Genomic DNA, 22,644 nt, shown 5'->3' with positions numbered 1-22,644 from the left:
GTCCGGACTTGTTGGCCCGTTTCCAAGGCGGCAAGTCTTTCACTAACCGGCTTCAATTCTTCTTGTACAATGGTCCGGACTTCTTGCCTGACAGACTGCATTTCCTCCTGAATAACGGCGCGGAGCATGTTTACCAGTTCGTTATTATCGGGCATGGACGGAGTCTCCTTTTCGGCAGATACATAGATATTAAACACTGGAACGTTTTTCCCTGCCGGGTAAAACAAATAATTATCCCTAGCCGGAAGGCAGGCTGCTGAAACAGCTTTACATGACTTTCAATTAAATTCCTCCTCGAATAAAATTTTTTAGATTGTTATTTGTATGTACATGCAAGTAACAATAATAAAAATCCCACCATCGGCTTTTCAACTTATGGCGAGGCCTGCTTTGGCCACATAAACCAGACCTCCACCATGCTGGTTTTTAAGTAAATAGTGAAAGGTGCTTGGGATAGCAATGAAACAGATTGCAACAAAAATTTGGACAGGGTTTGTATCCCTGTTGATATTAATGTCGGAGTCACTTCTTTTGTCGAATAATCTTGGTAATATCCATCTTGGCATAAAAATGCCGGGCGAACGTAAAATCCCGCAATTCCTTGCGGGATAATGTCAACGACGGGATTTTTTCAACCCTGTGATCAATGATTAAGGCTATTTAAATCTTGAACCTGACAAAAAAGGTGGTTCCTGTGGGACTGGTTTCTACTTTAATTATTGCGTTATGCCGGGCGGCAATGCCGTAACATACCGCCAGCCCCAAGCCCGTCCCGTTATCTTTTGTAGTGAAGAAAGGGGTTCCTATTTTCTCAATTACATCAGGTTCGATACCCTTACCCTGATCCTGCACCGATAAAACCACTTCACCACCATCCGTAAACGTTTTTATATTCAGGGTTCCACCGGGGGGCATTGCTTCCAGCCCGTTGCGAACAAGGTTTAAGACAAGTTGACGGATTTCCTTTTCGTTCATCAGGAAGTCAGGAGTCTCTCCCAGCTCTACAACAACATATTTATCAATGTTCATACTGTCGGCCAGCATTAAAGGTAACAGTGTTTTTAGTATAACATTTATATTTTGAACTTCTATATCCAGCGCTTTGTGTTTAGCCAGAGAGAGAAATTCTGTAATTATTAAATTGGCCCTGTCCAGTTCTTCGATCATAAGATTAAAAAATTTCTTGTATTCAATACATTTCTCTTTTCCCCCAAGAATTTGCAGGAAGCCACGCACCGTGGTCATGGGGTTCCGTATTTCATGGCCAATTCCGGCAGCTATTTGCCCTACCAGGTTAAGGCGTTCAAGGCGGGCTATTTCTTTTTCAAACTGTTTTTTTTCAGTTATATCCTGCGCCACGCCTAAAATACATTTTTCGCCATTAATGTTATTTATGATTCTTGAAACAATCACCTCACGGATATCCCCCGACTTGGTTCTCAGCCGCAACTCTTTGTTGTAGACCGATCCTTGTTCTCGAAGTAAACGCATTAAGCCGGTTTCTTTATTTACATCTATCCAGACATTTAAATCAACTGCTGTGCGACCTATAACTTCTTTACGAGAATACCCCGTATAATATAAAAAAGTATCGTTTACATTTATGTATCGACAATCTGAAAATCTAATTATTGACATCATAATTGGGCTTGAATTAAAAGCTTTAGAGAAAAATTCCTCAGATAATCGAAGGGCATCTTCTGCCAGCTTGCGCTCTACAATTTCTTGCTTTAGCTGTTCATTGGCCGATTTCAGTTCGCTTGTTCTCTCTTTAACCAAAGCCTCAAGGCGATTATGATGTTTTCTTAACTCATTCTCGATGATCTCCAGTTCTATCAAACGCTGCTGAAGCTCGGGATAATAGCTTTTCCGGATAGAGTGCTCCCCAAGTCCAATTAATTTTTCACGCAATGTTTCCCAGCAATCAGGAGAATTATAGCGCTTCTTCATATAAAACCTCGATATCCCTTTGTTTTGGCCGGCGCGGGTTGGTTACCATGCAAGGATCCTTCATCGCTTTTCTGGCTAGCTCAGGAATATCACTCCGGTGCACGCCGAGCTGACCAAGAGTCCTGTCAAAACCCAGGGCTATTTGCAGATAGTGCATAGCCTCAATGATGGCTGACTTTTTCTCTTCAAAGAGCATCCCACGCAGGTCAAGCCCCATCGTTTCGCCTATTAACTGGTATCGCTCAGCGGCAGCGTCGCAATTATAAGCTATAACATGTCTTAATAGAACGGCACAGCATTCCCCGTGAGCAAGATTTAAAAGGCCCCCCAGGCTATGGGCCATCGCATGAACCGCACCCAGTATAGCATTGGAAAACGCCAGTCCGGCATGTAAACTGCCCAGCATCATCTTGCCGCGCAGATCAAGGTTATCTGGTTCTTTTATTGTCGAAAGCAGGTTTGCGTTAATCAAGCGGATTGCTTCTAAAGCATGCAGATCCGTAACTGGTGAATGGGCATTTGAAACAAAGGCTTCGATAGCATGGGTAAGCGCATCAAAACCGGTACTGGCTGTCAGAAACGATGACATTGTAACATTTGTTTGGGGGTCGATTAAAGCAATATCGGAGACAAGTGTTTTACTGACAATAGCTATTTTAACCATTTGCTGCATGTCTGTGATAATTGCAAACTGAGAAACATCTGCCGAGCTGCCTGCGGTCGTCGGAATGCAGATTAAAGGCGGACAAGGAACCGGTACCTGATCAACGCCCTCAAACTCGACGATGTGCCTTTTGTTAGAACTTACAATGCCTATGCCCTTGGCACAGTCCATGGGACTGCCGCCACCTACTGCTACGATGACATTACACTGGTCGCTTTGGTAGATTTCAGCCCCGGCCATAACTTCATCGGCACGCGGGTTGGGGGTGACCTCCGCGAAGACAGTATAAGGAATACCTGCGTCTTCTATACTGGCTGTAACTCGTTCCGCCCATCCTGCGGCGATTATTCCGGGATCAGTAACAACCAATACCTTGCGCGCACCAAAATTCTTTGCATAACGGCCCGCCAGGTGTTGTGCCCCTGTCCCAAAGATGAATTCGGGCGCGACAAACTTGCGTAATTCCAGTTCATTTGTCCTACTCAATTGCTCATTTTGCCTCCTTGCCCGGGCATGTGTTTGAGATCTCATTAAATATTTTGACAATTGCCAGCCAATCGCCTTCCGAAACCTTGTCAGGTCTTGTCGAGTGCAAAAATTTTTAGATTATATTTAATGAATAAGCTACTCAAATTTTAATTACTAATTAGTTTGATAAAATTCTGGTAAAATATAGACAGATGCAACAAAAGTATCCCAAAAGCAAAGGCGGTTGCTGCCGGTGCAGCATTACTGCGAAACCGTATGAGCAGCCAGGCCAGAGAGTCGGCCAGGCAAATCAGCGCGGCTGCCACCGCCGCGCGTATGGCGAATGCCTATGAAGCCTTACTAAGATAAAAATGTTTTTGTATTGCCTACTCCAGAATTTCAACGAATCCCCGGGTGCCGTCCACACGAATCTTTTGTCCATCCTTAATATTGCGTGTGGCGTTATCGACCCCCACCACTGCCGGAATGCCGTATTCCCGGGCCACCACCGCGCCATGGGTCATCAGGCCGCCGACTTCCGTCACCAACCCGGCCGCCAGGGGGAATAACGGCGTCCAGGCCGGATCAGTGTACGGCGCCACCAGGATATCCCCCTGATCCATTTTAGCCTCTTCCAGCTTCAGGATGACCCGGGCCCGGCCCTCGACGGTTCCCGCCGACACCGGGCTCCCGGCCAGGGCGCCGGGCGGGACCTGAGCTCCCGGTTTGACGGTAATGATTTCTCCCTCACTGGTGATGGCCCGCGGGGGAGTCAGTTTTTCATCATGCCGGAATTTTTCCTGGCGTTTGGTGATCACACGGCGGTCTACCCGCTGCGTTGCGATTATTTCTTTGATTTCCGGCAGTGAGAACCAAAAAATTTCTTGCGGATTTTTAAGGATGCCTACCGCAACCAGTTTGCCGGCTTCCTGCAGGATTATCTGTTTGACCAAATCCAGATTCTGCACAATAAAATACTTGGGATGCTCCCTGATCCCGATCAATGAGCGATGCACCTTGATCAGCCGCTGCATGCGCCTGGCCTTGAAGCCCCCCCGGGGCGTTTGCCGCAGGCGCGCCACCAGCCTTGCGGCGGCAAGTTCGGCCTCCTGTCTACCGGCCAGAAATTCAAGACGGTGCTGTCCGGGCCTGACGCTCTTAATGTGACTCAGGATGGCGGGGACCAACTGGGTTGGCACCTCACGCCACCGCGGCCGGGTTATATCGATTTCCCCCGTCCCCCGCATCCCGTATCGTTCAAAGAAACTCAAACAAACAGGCAGCACATCTTCTCCGCCGGGAACAGCCTTTAAGCCCTCCCAAAATGTTGCGTCGTTCGCCTGCTTCAGGTATTCGATCACCGCCGGATGGTTGCGCACGACATCGGCCACATCCCCCAGCGCAAGACCCATTTCCGTTGTTACATTTCCCGGCGGAGATTTACTGATGCTGCCCAATTCGACTGCGTCACCCAGCCACTTTTTAGACAGGCCCTCAATAAGCTTGTAGGTAATAATCGCAGCCCCCATATATTGGCCTACCGCTGCAAAAACCATGGGCAGCATAACGGATAACCTTTCCTGAATTTGCATGATTCTGTCCGCACCGGACACTTCCTGCAGTTTGGCCCTGTTTTCATTGACTTTTTCGGTGATAAACCGGTTCATCTCATCGATAGCCCGGTAGTTTTCACGGTACAAAATATTTCTGAGGATGGCAAAGGCTGTGGGAAAAGCTTTTTTAACCAGAGCAAACTTCACCTTTTTGCCGGGCGGCGCCGCTTCCCGAAAGTCTTCCCGCCTGATGAATTCCTGCATCGTCCGGCCGAGCAGTTCATCGACATTGAACAGGATTTCGGGCAGCCGCTTCCTTAGCTGCGGATACTCAAGCAGTTGAGTGGTATCGAGAAATAATCTTCCACCGGCTTCCAGCAGCAAGCCGCTCTCCGCCCGCGGGGAGCTTTTACTGAAGGGAACCGCTGTTCTTAGCACCGATATCCCCAGGGGCTTCATGGCCTCAGTCATCATTTGCGCATGGCCGAAAGATGCGAAAAGGTGCAGTTTATTATCGTGGACCGGGGGCACGGGATAGAGGGTGGTAACCGGGCGGCTCTGCACAATAAATATTTCGTTGCCGGCGAGGCACCACTCGATGTCCTGGGGAGAACCGAAGTGTTCTTCGATGCTCCGTCCCATCCGGGCCAGCCTGACCGCCTGTTCGTCCGATAAAGCCGGAGCTGTCTGCCTCTCGCTCTGAATCTCCACTCGGACTGTCCCACCCTCAGGCCGGGCATAAATAGCAGTTTCTTTCCTGGCGATTTGCTTTTTAAGCAATTTATCCGATTTCATCTGGTACAAATCTGCGGAAACGATACCTGATACCAGCGCTTCCCCCAGGCCGAAGCTGGCGTCAATGGATACGATTTTCCGGTTGCCGGTTACCGGATCGGCGGTAAACATGATCCCCGACACTTCGGGAAAGACCATCCGCTGCACCACGACGGCCAGCAATACTTGATCATGTTCAAAACCGTTCTTTTGCCGGTAAACGATGGCCCGGTCGGTGAACAGGGAGGCCCAGCACTTCCGGACACTGTCAAGGATATTCTGTTCACCTTCAATATTCAGGAAGGTGTCCTGCTGCCCGGCAAAAGACGCCCCCGGCAGGTCTTCCGCCGTCGCGCTGGAGCGGATGGCATAGGCATGCTGACTGCCGGTTTTCCGCCAGGCCCGGATAATCTCCTGCAGGATGGGGGCGGGAATGTCCAGGTTTTCCAGGTGGGCCCGCATCCGTTGTCCCGCTGTTTTAAGCTCTTCCGGTGATTCAGCATTGATCAACGCCAATGATTTCAGCAGCGCGGCAAATTCCGCACTTGTATTCACGAAATCCCGGTAAGCCTTTGTAGCGACACAAAACCCCCCAGGTACCGCAATACCGGGAACATGGCACAATTCGCCCAGATTTGCCCCTTTACCCCCCACGCCGGCCAGGCTTGATCTATCTATCTCAGAGAAGTCATACACATACTTTTTCATGGTTGTTGCCCCTCTCATACGTAAGTTGGGGACCTCCGCAGGAAGTGTATCCCTTTTCCTTAAATAACGGGGTTTTTTATAGATTAACCACACCGGCAATTTTAATGTAAGGCTATCGATACGCGCAGGAACAAATAAGTAATGCTATAATAGTCTAAAAGTGAAAGGGTTAATTAACTTGACAGAAAAATTTATTCAAATGTCACTGGATAATTTGGAACTATGCATTGACCTTTATATTAAGGTATTCAACAGCGTGCCCTGGAGTGAACATTGGTCATATGAGACTGTTCAAGAACGACTTACTGATTTAGTGAATACCCCTAAGTTTCAAGGATTTTTATTGCTTGCTGATAATAATGTTATTGGTTTTATTGCCGGGCACAGTAAAAGGTCTGATCAAGGTAAAATTTTTTATTTAGCTGAATTATGTATTTCCAAGGAAATACAAGGAAAAGGTTATGGTTCAAAATTATTAAGTTTTTTAGAAGAAGTTTTAATAAAAGAGAACGTGAAAAGCGTGTATCTATTAACTTCAACAGGAGGAAGCGCGGAAGCTTTTTACAAAAATAACCATTATGATGTAAATGAGAACCGAACTGTTATGAAAAAGGATTTAAGATGATGGTATGGCCCTTCTAAAAGAGCTGCAGTAAAAAAAATGGCAGCTCTGTTGAGTTGGGAAATCTTTTACGCTAACGAATAAACGCCTCCTTTTTATTTGCAAGAGCATCTTTCAACCAGCGCGGGTGCATTTTTAATATATCCGCTGGTAAAGCATTTTGCTCAAAGAATTGAATGTCAAGTGACTCTGAAGAATTGCAACGCAGTTCTCCGCTTATAATTTCTGCTAAAAAACATATTGTAATAAAATGAACATTCCTCCCATTGGGATATTTAAAAACCTGAGATTCCGGCTCCGAGTAAACACCAATTAGTTTAATAATTCGTATATCTAAATTAGCCTCCTCTTTGACTTCCCGAATAGCCGCTTCGGCAACAGTTTCCCCCGGTTCCACATGTCCTGACGGAATTCCCCATAAACCTACATCAGAACGTTTTTGTAATAACACTCGATTCTCCTTATCCAGAACGATCATGGCAACTCCCGGTCGAATTTCATCAATTAGATCCATATGATACTACCTCCTTAAAAAATTAAAAGGCACGAAGGGGAAAGATTTCAACGCATCATAAATACGCTGAACCTTCCCCCTCGGACCTTTTATATCAATAGGTGCCTTTTACAATATTATGTAAAAGATGTAGCCCTCGGTCACAGACCTCAAATACAGCGGAACCCTAGCTACAATTTTCCAGTTCAATATCAAATATTATTTTGTTGATTATAAAACTATAATACTATAGTAATTAAGATTTTTTCAAGTATTGCAATCACCGGCCAAGCCGTTGCAATGCACTGTTTCAAATTATTTTTGAATTGCCAGTAAATCCTCAATTCTGTCAATCATGTAATTGTATGAATCATAAACTCCCTGGTTGTAGAATTCCGGTGCCAGTTTTTCTATAAAGAAATCCAGGATGAGGAGTGCAGCCAAGTCACCTAATTCTTCATCCCTTTCTTTAGAAAAATAAGTTTTAATAGCAGAGATCATTTCATCTCTTTTTTCCTTGCTTATCTTGATCTCATTGTTATTCATGTAGATGGCCTCCCGATGAATAGCTTGTTATTGTATATCATTATTATTGGTTATATTTTCAGACAACTTTTTACTGGACATAAAACAAGTGGAGAAATTTATTTTCTGCTGTTTTGCTTATAGTAATATACCTTAACTATGGTGTAAGAAATCCAGAAATCCTTTGACGGCAGGCGAAGCATGGTTGGTGTCTTTTAAAACGATACCCAATTTACGGTAGGCGGGTTTCTCCAATTCTTTCTTAATAATTTTGTAAGGTGTTCGGTTCAATACCAGTTCTGGCAATATGCTGATGCCTAACCCACTTTCAACCATTGAGATAATAGCAAAATCCTCCTTTGCAGTAAAGCGCACATTGGGTCGTATATGATTTCTCTCAAAAATCTCTGATATCTCGTTTATCGGCCCTGCTTCTACTAGAATAAATGGCTCTTCCGTTAGCTTCTTGATTGGGAAAAATTCGTAATCGGCAAGAGGGTGCTGTTCTGGCAATATTACCATCAGACGATCCTGTTCCAAAAAAATACTTTCCAAGTCCGCCCTTGGGGGGAGGCGAAGAAAGCCACAGTCGGCACGCCCTTCCATGACCCAATTTTCAATCTGGTTGTAATCGCCATGTAACAGCTCAAAATTAATATTCGGGTATTTCCTATTAAAGTTCTTTATCATATTGGGAAGCCAATTCACAGATACACTTGTAAAAGTTCCTATTCTAATGGTACCGGATTCTAGACCATGAAGTTCTCTGACCTTAGAAATAAGTTCTCGGTTTGCATTACAGACGTTTCGCACAATAGGCAAAAGCTGTAAGCCGTTGGAGGTAATACATACGCCAGAACGGTCACGCAAGAGCAGAGTAACACCCCACTCGCTTTCCAGAGCGTTTAGCATATGGCTAATAGCAGATTGCGTATAGCCAAGTACCTGCGCTGCTTTCGTAAGGCTCCCATATTCTACTGTTTTTAGAAAGGCTTCGTATTTTTGAATATTCATCAAGCTCAGTCCTTATTAAAAAATGTCATGTTAAGTATTAAAAAAATGAGTTTTTATAATTCATGTTGCCATAGTAAACTAATTTTAGAAGAAGCGCAATAGTAGCAGCAGAGGTGAAGGCACCGACATAAAAGTTATGCCTTCATGTGATTAGCTATTTTCAATCCTACGATGGTTCCGTCAAAACAGTCAAATATGACGGCAACATACAGCCTGCCATAGCTGTCGGAATTTTCTATAATGTCACATGGGGGTGAAGAGACATAAACATTGGACATATTGAAGAAGTAGATATCAAACGGAAAAAGCGGACCAGACTGTACAGATCTATAGTAAAACAAATAAAACAGCTTATCAGGGAAGGCTCTTTGGCCCCGGGGGACCAACTGCTGCCGGAAAGACAGCTGTCTGAAAAATTGGGAGTGAGCAGGTCTGCGGTGCGGGAAGCCTTATGTGTCTTGGATTCAATGGGGCTTGTCGAGATCACTCCTGGTGGAGGAGCCTGCATCAAAAAAATTGGTGTGGAAAGTATAGTTGGACCCTTGGCCAGCATCATGTTGAAGGAAAAAGAAACCGTCCTGGACCTACTGGAAGCACTTAAAATAATTGAAGTGGGCATGATTAAGCTTGCTGCTGAGAGGGCCAGCAAATCGGACTTGTACCAAATCCGGGAAGCAGCCATTGAAGTGTATAATGATGTTGCTAACAATCGTGACGATGATGAAACTGACGTAAACTTTCACCTGGCCATTGCCCGGGCTACTCAAAACTCGGTGCTGTTTAATATCATGACTATGCTTTCCGGGTTAATGAAAGAGGCCTACGGTCTAAGCAGAAAAGAGCTTCTACAAGGCCCCATTAAAATCTGCTATTACCAAAACTTTGAGATCTACGAGGCTATAAAAAATAATGATGCGGAACTGGCAGCTAAACTCATAGAAGACCACCTGCAGATGGCTACATGTGAGATCAAGCGCGTCAATAAACCTTGAAAACAATGAATAGTAAATTAATAGCACAGGCAGGCAAGTTTTGTCTTGTGTAAAAGATAAATTTTAATCCTGGCATCACCTATTTACTGGTGGAACATAACAGCCCAAGCAAAACAGTGTATAGACAGGTTTTATATTTTTAAGAATATAGTCAAGAGCAGAGGCTTAAACATGAACGAAAAGTCAAAAGCAATATTACTTCTCATTACAGCGGCACTTTTATGGAGCCTGGGGGGTTTGCTCGTAAAATTAGTAACCTGGAATCCTATGGCTATTGCCGGTATGAGAAGTGCAATAGCATCGGTAATACTACTTTTAGCTATAAAAAGGCCAACGTTTTCATGGTCTACTGCCAAGATAGGCGGAGCCCTGGCACATGCTGCGACATTGATACTTGCTGTTTTCGCAACTAAAATGACTACTGCTGCAAATGCAATTATGCTGCAATATACAGCTCCTATATATGTTGCGATATTGGGTATGTGGTTATTAAAAGAAAGAACAAGGTTTTTTGATTGGTTGATTATATTTATTGTTCTTGCCGGCATGGCTTTGTTTTTTGTTGGCAAGCTAAGCACGACTGGAATATTGGGGAATATAATCGCTGCTGCAAGTGGAGTAAGTTATGCTTTTATGGTGATCTTTCTGCGTATGCAAAAAGATGGCTCACCTATGGAATCGGTATTTTGGGGAAATATTTTTACAGCTATTATTGGGCTTCCATTTATGTTTCAATCGGCACCAAACCCATCAGGGTGGTTAGGTCTAATATTGTTAGGTATATTACAGCTTGGAATTCCTTATATTTTGTATCCAATTGCCATAAAGCATGTAACAGCATTAGAGGCAATTTTAATTCCGGTGCTGGAGCCAATATTAAACCCGGTTTGGGTCTTTCTTATGATAGGCGAAACTCCAAGCACATGGGCACTTACTGGTGGCATTATAGTACTCTCAGCAATAACAGTAAGATGTCTTATGTCGGCAAAAACTGTAGGTGATACGGCGTAAATTTAGCCATATGGAGTTATCGCCAGTCCCACATCCAATATCCAGCGCCTTACAAGGTTTTATGGCCATCGTAGTTACAGTCTGAATAAGGTTGAAATCAGGTTTGCCAATTTCCCAAGGAGTATCGCCTGCTTTATATCTTTTCTTGTAACCTTCCTCGATCATCATATTGTTTTTACCTCCTTATAGAAAAGACTGGCACCTGCGCACCGGTTTCTGAGACCAGAGCTTCAGCTTCGGCTTACGTCGTCTCGATCCGGGCGGCAGCCTCGGGGCCCAGCTGTTTTGCCGCCTTTCCGCTTAGCCTGAAATTTAAAAATGCCGCCCGAATCCTTCCACTTGCCTTTTCAGAGCGTCAACTTAAATTACAAAAGGGTACGCTGTCACCGAACAAAAATAAAGGGGTTTTTGTGGTACTATTCGACTACTGCCCACGCAAAGTGTATGTGCTCACACGCATAATAGCCATCAGAGCGTCCCTGGAAGTAGCGCTTTTGGATATCGGATGCGCTCAAGTTCTCATGGAGGCGCAAGCCTAAACGTGCAAGATCCGTAAAGATTGAGGATGGATCAAAGCCCGTTATCCAGGGGGCGCCCATCTGTCGCAATTTCTCCATCGCAAATTGCAGGCGTCGAGCCACTTTCCCGGGAACAAATGCATCAGTATCCAGGTAATCGAAAATGATCATACTGCCCGCAGGGGCAATATTGGCAACGGCACGCAACGTAGCAAATACCGCTTCGCGGGGTAAGGAAAAGGTGACGCCCAGCCAACTAAAAAAGCTTAATGTTTGTGGAGCATATGATGAGCGTGTGAGTACCGATGATAGGTTTTCCTGCGTGAAATCAACCGGAATGAAGTGCAGTTGGGCTGGTTGCTCCCACCCTAATTCCGCTATACGACGACGTTTAAAGGCTTGTGTGGCGGGATGGTCGACTTCAAATACTTGAAGCTGCTCTATAAGATCCGGGCGACGAAACGCAAAGGTATCCATCCCTGCCCCGAGATTCACATACTGTTGTACCCCTTGTTTGACAGCAATCTCAAGGCTGTCTTCCGCATACCGATTACGGCTAAGGGCGATGGGTGGAAACGGCATGGCTTGCATTGACCACGCCAAGGCATTCGTTTGGTCAGAAGATGACGCAGTACTTGCTGGGTCAGACTCATCAAACTGCATAACTAGCCTTTCAAAGAATAAACGTTCCTCCTCTGTAAGCAAACGATCAGCCAGGTAGTCATCAAAGATTTTAGAGGCATCATTTTTGGCATGATAGGCACGATAGTAGGTGGCTGCCAATGCGCCGAGGTTTTCTTTGTTCTCTTTCATCAAAATCCCCCTTCAAACCTCCCCTCGTTTCCCAAGGAGCCGATAGTCCTCCGGTACAGGAGAATGTTCAATAATCCAACAGAAAGAACAGGCCACAGCTGTGTGCGGCAATCTTCCGCTTGGTTTCCACAACAACGGCGGTTGGGCAGTTATTCGTCTGAATGCTTAATTTTTTTATCTTCTGGAGATTTATTGGAATTAATACTTAAAAGTAATAGTAGGCATGATATAGAAATAAACAATGAACCTCCGATAGTAGCAAATTAAGATATTTCTCTGGTGATTAATTTGTTACCTGCTAAGTAGCAAATTTGAGTTATTAAAAGTAACCAACCATGATACAAAAAATTACGCAGAACAATTTCTTTAAATTCATTTTCCTCACCTATAAAGCTTATGTTGATAAACCAAGAGGTTCCCTTTTTCTTACCTAATCTGCCGAAAATCCCATATTCATGGCTATTGTAATCTTGGTGCCATGATGCACCAGATGTCCATGAAAGTGGTTGTGTAATAAAGCTGAAAAAGATTGTTTACCAGGCCACCCAGCCGCCATCCACCAATAATGTATGTCCGGTAATAAGATTTGCAGAATCCGATGCCAGGTACAGCACCGCCCCGGTGACATCCTCCGGCATGCCAATCCGCCTTATCCTACCCCCGGGCTTTTTTACCCGGGGTTATTTTTAACCAGCACCGATATCCTCAGGGACTTCATGACCTCAGTCATCATGCTTGCTGATTTATTAAACACACCCGGCGCCCTCACCGGGTACCCTTTAATAGCGTAAGGGTTTGATCCATCCTTTCTTTTAATGTTCCTGTTACTTTTAAAACATCTTCCGCCGATGTGTCCGAATACAATTCTACCATGAAGGGCTCAGTTTTTATTTCATTTTTTAGAAGCCAAGTATCATACATATACTTAACCGCTTTATCCAGTGCATCTGTCGTCAGAAGATGCAAATCCTGAATTCCAATTTCCCTTGATAGGTTTTTTTCCATAAAGTCTAAAGTTTGTTGTACTGATTCCCATGATTCCATAGTATGTACACCTCCTCCTTCCCTATCATAACAGGATACGTAAAAAACTGTCTTGACTTACAATGCCTAATTATGTATACCTCCAAATACTTGTCCGGCTACTCTCATTCGCTTACCATTTACCTCAAAAATAACGATCCCCAATTTTCCTAATTTAAATCACAATAGCTATCCTGACATCATATTGTAATTAAGGAAATTATTACAAATATAAGGGGGATGGTATTCATGCCCGACGAGCCCTATTTACATGGCATTATTAGTGATATTAGGTGTGAAGTAAAAATGATTGAAGACAAATTGGATCACCCGGACACCGGGCTTGTGGAAATCAAGCGGGAGATCAGGGACATCGAAAAAAAACTCGACACTATTAAATACCCCAGTCTTGAGGATATTAAGTGTGAAGTTAAAAAGATTGAGGCTAAACTTGATCACCCCGCTACAGGACTGGTAGAAATCAAAAAAGAAATTAGGGAAATTGAAAAAATCCTGAAGCAACTGGGTGTTGTTACAGCCATTCTGGTTGATATCAAGCGCGAGGTCAGAGCCATTGAAGCCAAGCTGGACGATCCCCAAACGGGCCTTGTTGAAATCAAGCGGGAGATTGGAGATATCCAAAATACTTTGAATATGCAGTTTTCTACCACAATACGGACATCCGGCCCTGTTCAGCGCAGGATAAATGTCAACAGCGTTGTAGTTGTTGCGCTAAATAATACCAACACCCTGCAAACTGTAACAATTACTGTTTTTATTTTTGACCCGGATAGCCCGAAAGTTCCGGCGCCAGGTTCCCCCATCACCGTTGTTATTGAGCCGTTCAGTTCTTTTACCGGAGTTTTTGATGTTACCGCCAAGCAAAATTTCGAAGTACAGGTTGAGTCAAAAGTTGGCATGGGTATTTTCCTGTTTGCCGCGGGACGTAGCCAGAAAGCTAATGATCCTGTATTCCCAAGCACTCAGGTCGGAGCGAATACAATTTTAAACGCAGATTTTGTACCACAATTCATGATGACTAATGGAGATTAACTACCAACTTTTATCAAGTTGTTAAGCCCGCTACCTAATGCGGGCTTTTTTTATGTGCGCCATTTTTCTAAGAGGCTTATTGCAACTTATGAATGTTATACAGTTTTTTACGCTTTTATAACCTGATGTTTATATTTTAGAGCTAATTGACCTGAATTAAGTTTTCCTGATGGGATAGTGCCTTTCGAAACATAACGCTTTACACTGGATGGATGGCAAAGTATAAAAATTTTTAAGGATCAAAGAATAACAAGCAAAAGTGCCGATAATAAACTGTCAGGTTGAACTTTACCGCCACAAACAGTGCAGTAGTTTAATGGAAGCGGTGAGATGATTGTTTGGATTTTTTAGAAGAAACACATATAAAAAGCCGGGCCCCGGGGAACCGCCGGTCACCGAGCCCCAACAACAGCCACCTGCAGCAGAGAGGACTTCCCGGATCCCCCTGGTAGAAGTGATCCCCAGGGATATCCAGCAGACTATCCGGGGCACCCGCAAGCGATTTTTGGAAAACCTGGAGTACAACCTATCCCTGCTGGCGGAACGCCTGCCCGGTGCCGAACTGGTTGGCGAACATTTCAGCGTGGGCTCTTTGTCCAAGCGCAAGGTGGCGCTGGTATATCTGAAAAACAAAGCCAACCCCGGCATCGTATCTGCAATAAGAGAACGGATACAGAGCATCAAAGCAGAAACGGTTCTGGATAGCAGCTACATAGAGCGTAACCTGGAAAATGACCGGGTCAGCCCGTTTCCGCAGCTGGAAACCTCTTTGCGGCCGGACGTAGCCGAGTCGGCTTTGCTTCAGGGCCGCATAGCTGTGCTTGTGGACGGCAGCCCCGAGGTCCTTCTGGCACCGGCAAGCTTTTTCGACCTGATGGATATACCCAGTGATGCCTATAGCCGCTGGTACGTCGCGGCCAGCTTTTTCCGCATAGCCAGATACATTATGTTTGGCCTGGCCATTTCTCTGCCCGGCCTGTACATTGCTTTAACCTCGTACAATCCGGAACTGATTCCCAACTCACTATTGCTGTTAATGTTAGCCAGCAGGGAGGATGTACCCTTCCCGATATATTTTGAAGCGTTCGCCATGATGGGCGTTGTGGAGGCCATCCGGATGATGATGCTGCGCATGCCGTCGAATTTGGGAGCCACCATCGCCCTGTTTTCAGGGATCGCCCTGGTGGGGGCGGGATTGGCCGGCAATTACATCAGTGCCTCGGTGGTCATCATCGTCACCCTGACTATGGTTTCTTCCTTTGGCATTCCTAATTATGATTTACGCTCCGCGTCGCGGATGATCCAGTTTTTTACCATGTTTATGGCATCATTTTTAGGGCTGTTCGGCTTTGCGGTGGCGCTGTTTTATATCGGGATTCACCTGGCTACATTAAAGAGCTTCGGCATTCCTTACCTGGCCCCGCTGGCCCCGGCAGAAGCCAGCGGGTGGGGTCATACCATTCTACGGGAAAGCACCGTAGCCATGCCCCGGGATGAAACTTATAAGCCTCGGACATTAAACAATAGTGCAGGTGATAATAATGAGTAACCAAATTAAAGACCGGGTGGCGGATTTGCTGGACCCCAAAGTAATGGGCCTGGCGCTGGTAGTGGGGATCACTGAATTTGAACTGTTTATCTTTTCCAAAGGGGTAGTCAGGCTGGCCGGGCAGGACGCCTGGCTCTCCGTTTTGCTGGGCAGCCTCATTTTACTGCTGACCACTTACTTACTGCTGCGCCTGGCGGCCCGGTTTCCCCGGCAAAATCTGTTCCAGTACAACCGCGCGGTATGGGGTCGACCAATTGCCTGGGCCATCGCCCTGGGTTTTCTTATTTACTGGTCCATCTATCTGACCCTGTTGTTAACCAACACCGCCGCGGCCAATGCACTGTTGTTTCTGCCCCGGACACCTCCGCTGGTGCCCACGCTGATTCTGGTGCTGGCGGCGGCCTGGCTGGCCGCCCACGGCCTGCCCGCGGTGGTGCGCTTTTTTCAGCTGGCTTTCCCGTTCCTGTTGCTGCCGCTGCTGTTTATTTACCTGCTGGCCTTAAGATCGGTTGATCTGAACAACTTCCTGCCAGTTCTCAGCAACGGCATTCTGCCGGTGCTTAAAGGGGCTATTTATTTCGCGGGCGCCTGGCAGGGGCTGGAATTAATTCTCTTTCTAAGCCCCTTCTTAGCTGGCAATCCCGCCCGGGCCACCAGGTCAGCTTTATTAGGAGCCGGGTTGATCGTGCTGTTTAGTTTTGCACAAACCGTTATCAGTATCGGCATCATGGGAGTGGAAAATATCCAGGCCGCCATCTGGCCGGGTATTGAAACCATATCAGCCCTTGATTTGCCCGGTTTTCCGGTGGAGAGGTTCGAACTGTTTTTAACTTTACCCTGGCTGGTGGCCGTTTTTACTACTATTGCCCTGTTCATTTACTTACTTTCATATGGCATATCGGAAATTTTTCACCTGCCGCGGCACCGGAAAACCATCACTTATATCACCAGTTTTGCGCTGGTACTGGCCATCTATGTTTTTCCCAACTATATCTGGGTTTTAAAAGTACGCGAACATTTTAATTATCTAACTCTTTTTTTTGTGCTGGCTTTACCGCTGGGCACTTTAATTCTGGCTGTTATACGGGGTAAAAGGGGTGCGGGCAATGCGTAAACTAATGTTGGTTTGCTTAATCAGCCTGGCCATGCTTACCGGCCCGGGGTGCTGGGATATACGGGACATCAATAATCGGGCCTATGTATCTGCCATAGGCCTGGACACCCCGGAAAAGGACGCTCGGGCCGGCTACAGAGTTACCTTTGTCATCATCAACCCTTCAGGAGTAAAGCGGCAGTCCCGGGCCGAGTCCGTCATTGTGCAAACGGTGGAAGCCGAAAGCATCAACAAGGCCGCGGAACAGCTCCAATCCTCTATTTCCCGCACCATTACCTTAAGTCATCTGAGGGTATTGGTTATTGGCGAGGGCATAGCTCGACGGAATTTTTATGACCCGGGCAACTATTTTGAAAAAAACCCTGATGTGGCTATACGTTTGCGGCTGATGTTTGTGCAAAAGGGCGAAGCCCAAAAGGTGTTGCAGACCAAACCCAGATTTGAGAAATCCATAGCCAATGAACTGGTAACAATGACCCAACTGGAAAGGGATTTTTCGCTTACCCGTAATAATTTTTTCTATCATTTTATCCAAGACCTGCGCAGCACAGGCGGAGTGGCCTTTGGCAGCAGGGTGTTAACTTCACCCGCCGGGGCCATCGTCATTCGCGATGGGGGGACTGTATTTAGTGACTGGAAATTAGCGGCTTGGCTCAGTGACACCGAAACCCAGGCCGCAAACTGGATCCTCGGTAAGGGCCAGGCCACCGTGGACGCCCAAATGGAAGGGGGCGTCTATACCTACCGGGTAAGAAAAAAATCCGTGCGAGTAGTGCCCGAAAACCGGAACGGCAGTCTGCAGTTCACAGTTAAATTAAAGACCACAGGGGAAATCGTTGAGGAGCAGAAAAAAAATCTGGACCTGTCCAGTCCTAAAAATATCAGCAAACTGGAACAAGTATTCTCCCGCACCATCGCCGGCCAAGTCAATAGTGCTGTGGCCAAGGCACAAAATGATTTGGGTGTGGATTACCTGGGTTTTGGTAAAAAGCTAAAAGCATATGATCCGGATACTTTTGAAAATATCGATTGGGCATCTACTTTTCCCGATGTGCCGGTTAACATAGAAGTGGAATCTAAAATTCTCAACTTCGGATTGGCCAGGTAGGTCGTCGAGCCAATAGTTAGATGTATTTTTACGATTGCTCTTTTGAAACCTTAAACCTAACGGAAAAGGTTGTACCCATAAGACCGGTTTCAATATTAATAACGGCGTTATGCCTGGCAGCAATGCTATAACAAACCGCCAACCCTAAACCCGTCCCATTATCCTTGGTAGTAAAGAAAGGAGTACCGATCTTGTCAAGTACATTTGACTCGATCTCATGGCCCTGGTCCTGCACTGATAAAACCACTTCATTGCCGTCTGTAAACGTCCTTATAGTCAGATTCCCTCCGGATGACATTGCTTCCAGCCCGTTTCGTATAAAGTTAAGCAACAGCTGGCGAATTTCTCTTTCATTCAGGGGTAAGTCAGGAATATTCCCCAGTTCCATATTAATATACTTTTCCGAAACTATAGCGTCCGCCTGAATTAAATCGAACATTTTCCCCAAAATTGTATTTATATTCTGGGTTTCCATAACTAATGTCTTTGTTTTAGCTAGAGAAAGAAACTCAGTAATTATTGAATTCGCCCTGTCAAGTTCATCGATCATAAGATCAAAACTATGCTTGTATTGAGTGAATGCCTCCTTATCTTTGTACAGTTGTAAAAAACCTCGCACGGTAGTCAACGGGTTTCTGACCTCATGCCCGATACCGGCAGCCATTTCTCCTATTAAATTTAACCGGTCAAGGCGGGCAAGTTCTCTTTCATACTGTTTGCGTTCGGTGATATCAGTAATAACAGTTTTGTACAATATGTTGTGTTCACCGGCACTATGATGCGGAACGCTTAGGAGTTGCACCTGAACCGGCGTGCCACTTTTTGACGCCAGGCTTAATTCTGTGAACACTTTATCATTTGTTCGCCTGCAACGGCGCAAGTGGTTCAGAAACAGCCTTAGATCGCTTTGAACTACAAAAACGTACATCGGTATACCGATCAATTGAAACCGTTCTAAGCCGATTAAGGATGCGCCCGTTAAGTTAATCTCCTTAATGCAGCCTTTGCGATCGATAGTGACATAACCCACCGGGGCAAAGTCATAAAGAGCTGCATAGCGATTCCGGGAATCTTCCAGTTCCTCCAGGGTTTCCCGCAGGGTCTGGCACTTTGCCTCCAAGTCCAGCTGTTTGGTATCTAATTCATCTTGCAGATGCTGGATTTTATCTTCGTCAGAACCTTTAATAGATTGCTGGGGTTTACTGGACTTCATTGGCCCTTTGTTAGCGCACTTTTCAAACATTGCCACCAATATAACCTCCCTGTCAAATAAAACTTTCTGCGAACCCCTGTAGGCCAAATCCGTTATTTAATGAGAAACCGGTGCCTGGCCTGATCATGTAGTAACTTTAGTGTTTCTGCACTTAGTTGTCCGTAGGATGCTTTGCTGAACTTTTCTGCGCAGTTGAATTCTCAGTCACGTCTTCAATTGCCATCAGAATTAACTTGGTTTGGTTATCCGAGCCAACAATCCGACGGGCATTGACCAGCATCTTCCTGTAGCCGAGTTGTGGAAAATTATGAGCAACTTCAAAATCTTCGAACAAGGTATTGTTACAGAGAATATCTTCCAATAGAACCCGTAATTGGGGAATATCCCACTGTCCATTCCCCAGTTCAAATACACTCTTGTTCACTGTTTCCTCCGGTGTGACCATGAAGGCTTGATAGAAAGCCTTATTCGACGATTTTATATGCAAACCGGCGTCGAGCACCAGGAGCGGTTCTCGCACGGTTTCCACAATTGCTTCCGCATAATCGCGGGCCTCCCGGGTTAACGCAAGGCTTTTTTTGACTGTATCAATATCGCCATACGAAATCACAACTCCATCTATTTTGTTCTCCATAGTCCGGTAGGGGCGGATTTGCACAGAATACCAGCGACCATACCGGTCTTGCATTTCCTGCTCTTTACTGATGAGAGTATCGATCACTTCCAGGATCGCTTGTTCCAAATCAGAGTTGCTGAAATTTGTATTGATATCAGTTATCGGCCGTCCAACGTCAGTGGCAATCAGGTTAAATGTTTTTTCCGCCGCGGGGTTGAAACATCGAATATGTAAATTATTACTGAGCATGACGACGGGAATATTGATGCTGCGGAATAAATTAAACAAATCACTGCTGATTCTGCCCAGTTCCAAGTTGCGGTTTTGCACCTCATCATTTAATGTCATCAATTCTTCATTTGATGATTGCAGCTCTTCTTTGGCAGTTTCCAGTTCTTCATTCATGCTTTGCAATTCTTCGTTGCTCGATTGGATTTCTTCGTTGGCGGCCCGTAGCGCATCATTAGTGAACTCATGCTTTTCAATAATGCTTTGCAGATTCTCTTTCGTGGCAGCAAGCTCATGTTCCAATCGAATTAGTTCACTATTTTCGTCCTCCAATGTCGCCTGTTTCATTTCTGCCACGACACTGCCGGCATTCTCCCCTTCAGGCAAGGCTTGGGGAACAACTTTCTCAAACAATACCAGAAAGTATTTTTCTTTGCCGGGCGGCTCACCAATAGGGATCACATCAACATTGACACGATTGACCCGACCATTATTAATAACATGCAAGCCTTCTATTCTGACTGGGATATTCTCCTTCTGCGCCTGATTAATGGCGCTATGCAGCCCAAAGGACAAGCCGTCCCGAACCATTTTAAAAAGATTTAGGCTCGGCTTTCCGGACGCAGGTTCGAGATAAGCTCCGGTACGGCCGCGAAACTGAATGATGTCCAGATCGCTGTTAATAATTACACCGGCCGGGGCATATTGGTTCAGGACAATTCGGTCGGCTTCTTCCAGCACTTTAGACTTCAAATTGGCATTCGCTCCCCCCCCGCTGGCTTTCTCGCGGTTTTCCATTGTCGCCGCCATGTACTCGCTGGCGGTAAACTCAGGTATAAAAGGAGATGCAACGGCTTTTTTCGAATAAATCTTGTGCTTTTTGTCCACCAGATTAAACAAGTTTGCATATGCACCAACGGATTCTGAAGACCCTAGGAAAAGAAACCCTTTTTGATTGAGAGCATAGTGTAGAACCGGATAAAGTTTTTTTAACATAGCCGGTCCGAAATAAATGATTGCATTCCGGCAGCTGATCAGGTTCAACCGGGAGAAAGGCGGGTCCTTGACCATGTCCTGCCTGGCAAAAACGCACAAATCGCGAATCGTCTTAGTGATCTGGTAGCCTTCATCCACCTTAACAAAGAAGCGGCGGAGACGTTCAAGTGAAACGTCAGCCTCAATGTTTTTCGGGTAAATGCCTGCCCGGGCCTTCTTGATGAGTGTCTCATTAATATCTGTGGCAAATATCTGGATGGGAGTATTGAAAGCATCATCTCCCAAAAACTCAATTAATACAATTGCTATTGAATAAGCTTCTTCGCCTGTTGAGCACCCCGTCACCCACACCCTGACAGGCTCCTCAGGCGACCTGTTTTTCATGATGCACGGGAACACCAGGCTTTTTAAAGTTTCAAATGCTTCAGGCTCCCGGAAAAAGTTAGTGACATTAATTAGCAGGTCTTGATATAATTCCGCAACTTCCACCGGGTTTTGCCGTAGGTAATTAGCATAGTCGCCCAGCTTTTCGATCTTGTGCAAGACCATTCGTCGTAAGATACGTCTTCTTATAGTTAATTCCCGATATTCGGAGAAATTTGTGCCGCTGGCTTTGCGCAGGACAGTAAAAATTTGGTTGAGTTCGTCGGCATTGGCAGAAAATAACTTGCCGTTTACTGTCTTTTTGACCTCGAAGATACCGGAACGAGCAATTTTTGCCAGTTCACAGGCTATTTCTTCTGACGTTAAAACAAAATCCACGACACCGGTAGCAATGGCATTAAGCGGCATACTGTCAAACTTTGCCGTTTGTGGTTTTTGAGCAAAAGTAATGCCTCCAACTTTTTTAATTTCTTTCAGTCCCCTGGAACCGTCTGTCGCTGTTCCTGATAAAATTACGCCAATCGCCTTACTGCCTTGATCCTTTGCCAGTGACTCCAAGAAAAAATCAATTAGCATAGACTGTCTTGCTGCCCGGGGTATCAGGTTCAGGACTCCTTTAGTAACAGACATGGCTTTGCCGGGCGGAATGATATAGACCTGGTCTGGTTTCATAACCGTTTTATTTTCCACCTCGCTGACCGGCATTGAAGTAACTGTGGAAAGGATCTCGGTTAACGCGCTCTTGTGTTTGGGGTCCAGGTGCTGAACAAGCACAAAGGCCATCCCGGTATCGCCAGGCAATTTTTTAAGCAGTCGCATAAAAGCATCCAGGCCGCCGGCGGAGGCCCCGATACTGACAACAGCGCAGAGTTCTTTCCCGGGCCGTTCATCGTTAATGAATCCTCCAGAGACATCAACCTCGCCGGTTCTGGCCACAGGTAAATCCCGCTGCTCTTCTTTTTGATCAATATGGTTTTCCTTATCTGATTTTTTATTCGCCAACTCTTCACCCCATATTTTCAAGTGAATAATCCATTATTGCGATTAATTAATAAATAAAATTCAGAAAAAATGCGCTTTAACCATTCGAGAAGTTACTTCTATTCGATAAGCTAAAGATTGAAAAAATTTTGCATTAATCACGAATTAGGCAGCCGTCGTCAATTACCTTTGGAGATAATGTCTTATTTTGCCTAAAAGCAATTTTATTTTTTGATTTCGCTTTAGCTCAGCAACCATTCACTTACATTATGTT

General features: G+C 45.4%; 19 protein-coding genes and 1 pseudogene. 7 read left to right on the top strand and 13 right to left on the bottom strand.

The annotated features are described in order from the left end of the window. Positions 1 to 660 precede the first annotated feature (660 nt). From BM056_RS03235 to rph, 3 genes are all read right to left on the bottom strand, one after another. Positions 661 to 1,950 (bottom strand): two-component system sensor histidine kinase NtrB, encoded by a 1,290-nt coding sequence (locus BM056_RS03235; protein ID WP_092468681.1) that lies wholly within the window; start codon positions 1,948 to 1,950, stop codon positions 661 to 663. Beyond that, complete coding sequence (gene ercA, locus BM056_RS03230; protein ID WP_092468679.1) at positions 1,934 to 3,100, bottom strand: alcohol dehydrogenase-like regulatory protein ErcA; 1,167 nt, start codon at positions 3,098 to 3,100, stop codon at positions 1,934 to 1,936. The genes BM056_RS03235 and ercA overlap by 17 nt, the downstream gene beginning before the upstream one ends. Before the next feature lie 368 nt (positions 3,101 to 3,468). Further along, positions 3,469 to 6,117, bottom strand: a complete 2,649-nt coding sequence (gene rph, locus BM056_RS03225) for a rifamycin-inactivating phosphotransferase (RefSeq protein WP_092468677.1) — start codon at positions 6,115 to 6,117, stop codon at positions 3,469 to 3,471. A 178-nt stretch (positions 6,118 to 6,295) separates the two neighbouring features. Here rph and BM056_RS03220 point away from each other — a divergent pair, with 178 nt between their 5' ends. After that, positions 6,296 to 6,742 (top strand): GNAT family N-acetyltransferase, encoded by a 447-nt coding sequence (locus tag BM056_RS03220; RefSeq protein ID WP_092468675.1) that lies wholly within the window; start codon positions 6,296 to 6,298, stop codon positions 6,740 to 6,742. A gap of 70 nt (positions 6,743 to 6,812) precedes the next feature. Here the strand turns inward: BM056_RS03220 and BM056_RS03215 are convergent, their stop codons facing one another. From BM056_RS03215 to BM056_RS26030, 4 genes are all read right to left on the bottom strand, one after another. Continuing rightward, positions 6,813 to 7,253, bottom strand: a complete 441-nt coding sequence (locus BM056_RS03215; protein ID WP_092468674.1) for an NUDIX domain-containing protein — start codon at positions 7,251 to 7,253, stop codon at positions 6,813 to 6,815. A gap of 294 nt (positions 7,254 to 7,547) precedes the next feature. Further along, positions 7,548 to 7,778, bottom strand: a complete 231-nt coding sequence (locus tag BM056_RS03210) for a DUF2164 domain-containing protein (RefSeq protein ID WP_092468672.1) — start codon at positions 7,776 to 7,778, stop codon at positions 7,548 to 7,550. A gap of 132 nt (positions 7,779 to 7,910) precedes the next feature. Then, a complete protein-coding gene (locus tag BM056_RS03205) occupies positions 7,911 to 8,771 on the bottom strand; it encodes a LysR family transcriptional regulator (protein ID WP_092468670.1) in 861 nt (286 codons plus the stop codon). Positions 8,772 to 8,905: 134 nt separating this feature from the next. After that, complete coding sequence (locus BM056_RS26030; protein WP_165613349.1) at positions 8,906 to 9,049, bottom strand: hypothetical protein; 144 nt, start codon at positions 9,047 to 9,049, stop codon at positions 8,906 to 8,908. Between BM056_RS26030 and BM056_RS03200 the strand changes: the two genes are divergently transcribed. Together BM056_RS03200 and BM056_RS03195 are read left to right on the top strand one after the other, a co-directional pair. Further along, positions 9,035 to 9,763, top strand: a complete 729-nt coding sequence (locus tag BM056_RS03200; RefSeq protein ID WP_337833486.1) for a FadR/GntR family transcriptional regulator — start codon at positions 9,035 to 9,037, stop codon at positions 9,761 to 9,763. The two genes, BM056_RS26030 and BM056_RS03200, sit on opposite strands and share 15 nt — an antisense overlap. A 171-nt stretch (positions 9,764 to 9,934) precedes the next feature. Next, entirely contained in the window at positions 9,935 to 10,774 is an 840-nt protein-coding gene (locus BM056_RS03195; protein ID WP_092468666.1) for a DMT family transporter, read from the top strand. 3 nt (positions 10,775 to 10,777) lie between these two features. Here BM056_RS03195 and BM056_RS03190 read toward each other — a convergent pair. From BM056_RS03190 to BM056_RS03175, 4 genes and pseudogenes are all read right to left on the bottom strand, one after another. After that, positions 10,778 to 10,939, bottom strand: a pseudogene (locus tag BM056_RS03190) (class I SAM-dependent methyltransferase); the annotation flags it as partial. A 251-nt stretch (positions 10,940 to 11,190) separates the two neighbouring features. Then, a complete protein-coding gene (locus tag BM056_RS03185) occupies positions 11,191 to 12,105 on the bottom strand; it encodes a class I SAM-dependent methyltransferase (protein ID WP_092468664.1) in 915 nt (304 codons plus the stop codon). Positions 12,106 to 12,638: 533 nt separating this feature from the next. Continuing rightward, positions 12,639 to 12,749: an SDR family oxidoreductase gene (locus BM056_RS03180; protein ID WP_274377519.1), complete on the bottom strand. Its 111-nt coding sequence runs from the start codon at positions 12,747 to 12,749 to the stop codon at positions 12,639 to 12,641. Positions 12,750 to 12,870: 121 nt separating this feature from the next. Then, positions 12,871 to 13,149: a hypothetical protein gene (locus tag BM056_RS03175; protein WP_092468660.1), complete on the bottom strand. Its 279-nt coding sequence runs from the start codon at positions 13,147 to 13,149 to the stop codon at positions 12,871 to 12,873. A 228-nt stretch (positions 13,150 to 13,377) separates the two neighbouring features. On the opposite strand from BM056_RS03175, the gene BM056_RS03170 reads away from it, so the two are divergent. The 4 genes from BM056_RS03170 to BM056_RS03155 all read left to right on the top strand — a co-directional run bounded on the left by BM056_RS03170 (position 13,378) and on the right by BM056_RS03155 (position 17,952). Continuing rightward, positions 13,378 to 14,181, top strand: a complete 804-nt coding sequence (locus BM056_RS03170) for a hypothetical protein (protein WP_092468657.1) — start codon at positions 13,378 to 13,380, stop codon at positions 14,179 to 14,181. 334 nt (positions 14,182 to 14,515) lie between these two features. Then, positions 14,516 to 15,730, top strand: coding sequence for a spore germination protein (locus tag BM056_RS03165; protein ID WP_092468655.1), 1,215 nt, complete (start codon positions 14,516 to 14,518; stop codon positions 15,728 to 15,730). Further along, entirely contained in the window at positions 15,723 to 16,844 is a 1,122-nt protein-coding gene (locus BM056_RS03160) for a GerAB/ArcD/ProY family transporter (protein WP_092468653.1), read from the top strand. The genes BM056_RS03165 and BM056_RS03160 overlap by 8 nt, the downstream gene beginning before the upstream one ends. Further along, positions 16,837 to 17,952, top strand: a complete 1,116-nt coding sequence (locus tag BM056_RS03155; RefSeq protein ID WP_092468651.1) for a Ger(x)C family spore germination protein — start codon at positions 16,837 to 16,839, stop codon at positions 17,950 to 17,952. The genes BM056_RS03160 and BM056_RS03155 overlap by 8 nt, the downstream gene beginning before the upstream one ends. Positions 17,953 to 17,980: 28 nt before the next feature. Here BM056_RS03155 and BM056_RS27140 read toward each other — a convergent pair whose 3' ends face one another. Both BM056_RS27140 and BM056_RS03145 read right to left on the bottom strand, forming a co-directional pair. Next, entirely contained in the window at positions 17,981 to 19,195 is a 1,215-nt protein-coding gene (locus BM056_RS27140) for an ATP-binding protein (RefSeq protein WP_207648133.1), read from the bottom strand. Positions 19,196 to 19,316: 121 nt separating this feature from the next. Then, positions 19,317 to 22,391 (bottom strand): chemotaxis protein CheB, encoded by a 3,075-nt coding sequence (locus tag BM056_RS03145; RefSeq protein WP_092468649.1) that lies wholly within the window; start codon positions 22,389 to 22,391, stop codon positions 19,317 to 19,319. Positions 22,392 to 22,644: the final 253 nt, after the last annotated feature.

Origin of the sequence: Desulfotruncus arcticus DSM 17038, from assembly GCF_900113335.1 — a bacterium.
Classification (GTDB): Bacteria; Bacillota; Desulfotomaculia; order Desulfotomaculales; family Desulfallaceae; genus Desulfotruncus; species Desulfotruncus arcticus.
This window is presented reverse-complemented; position numbering and strand designations above follow the sequence as displayed.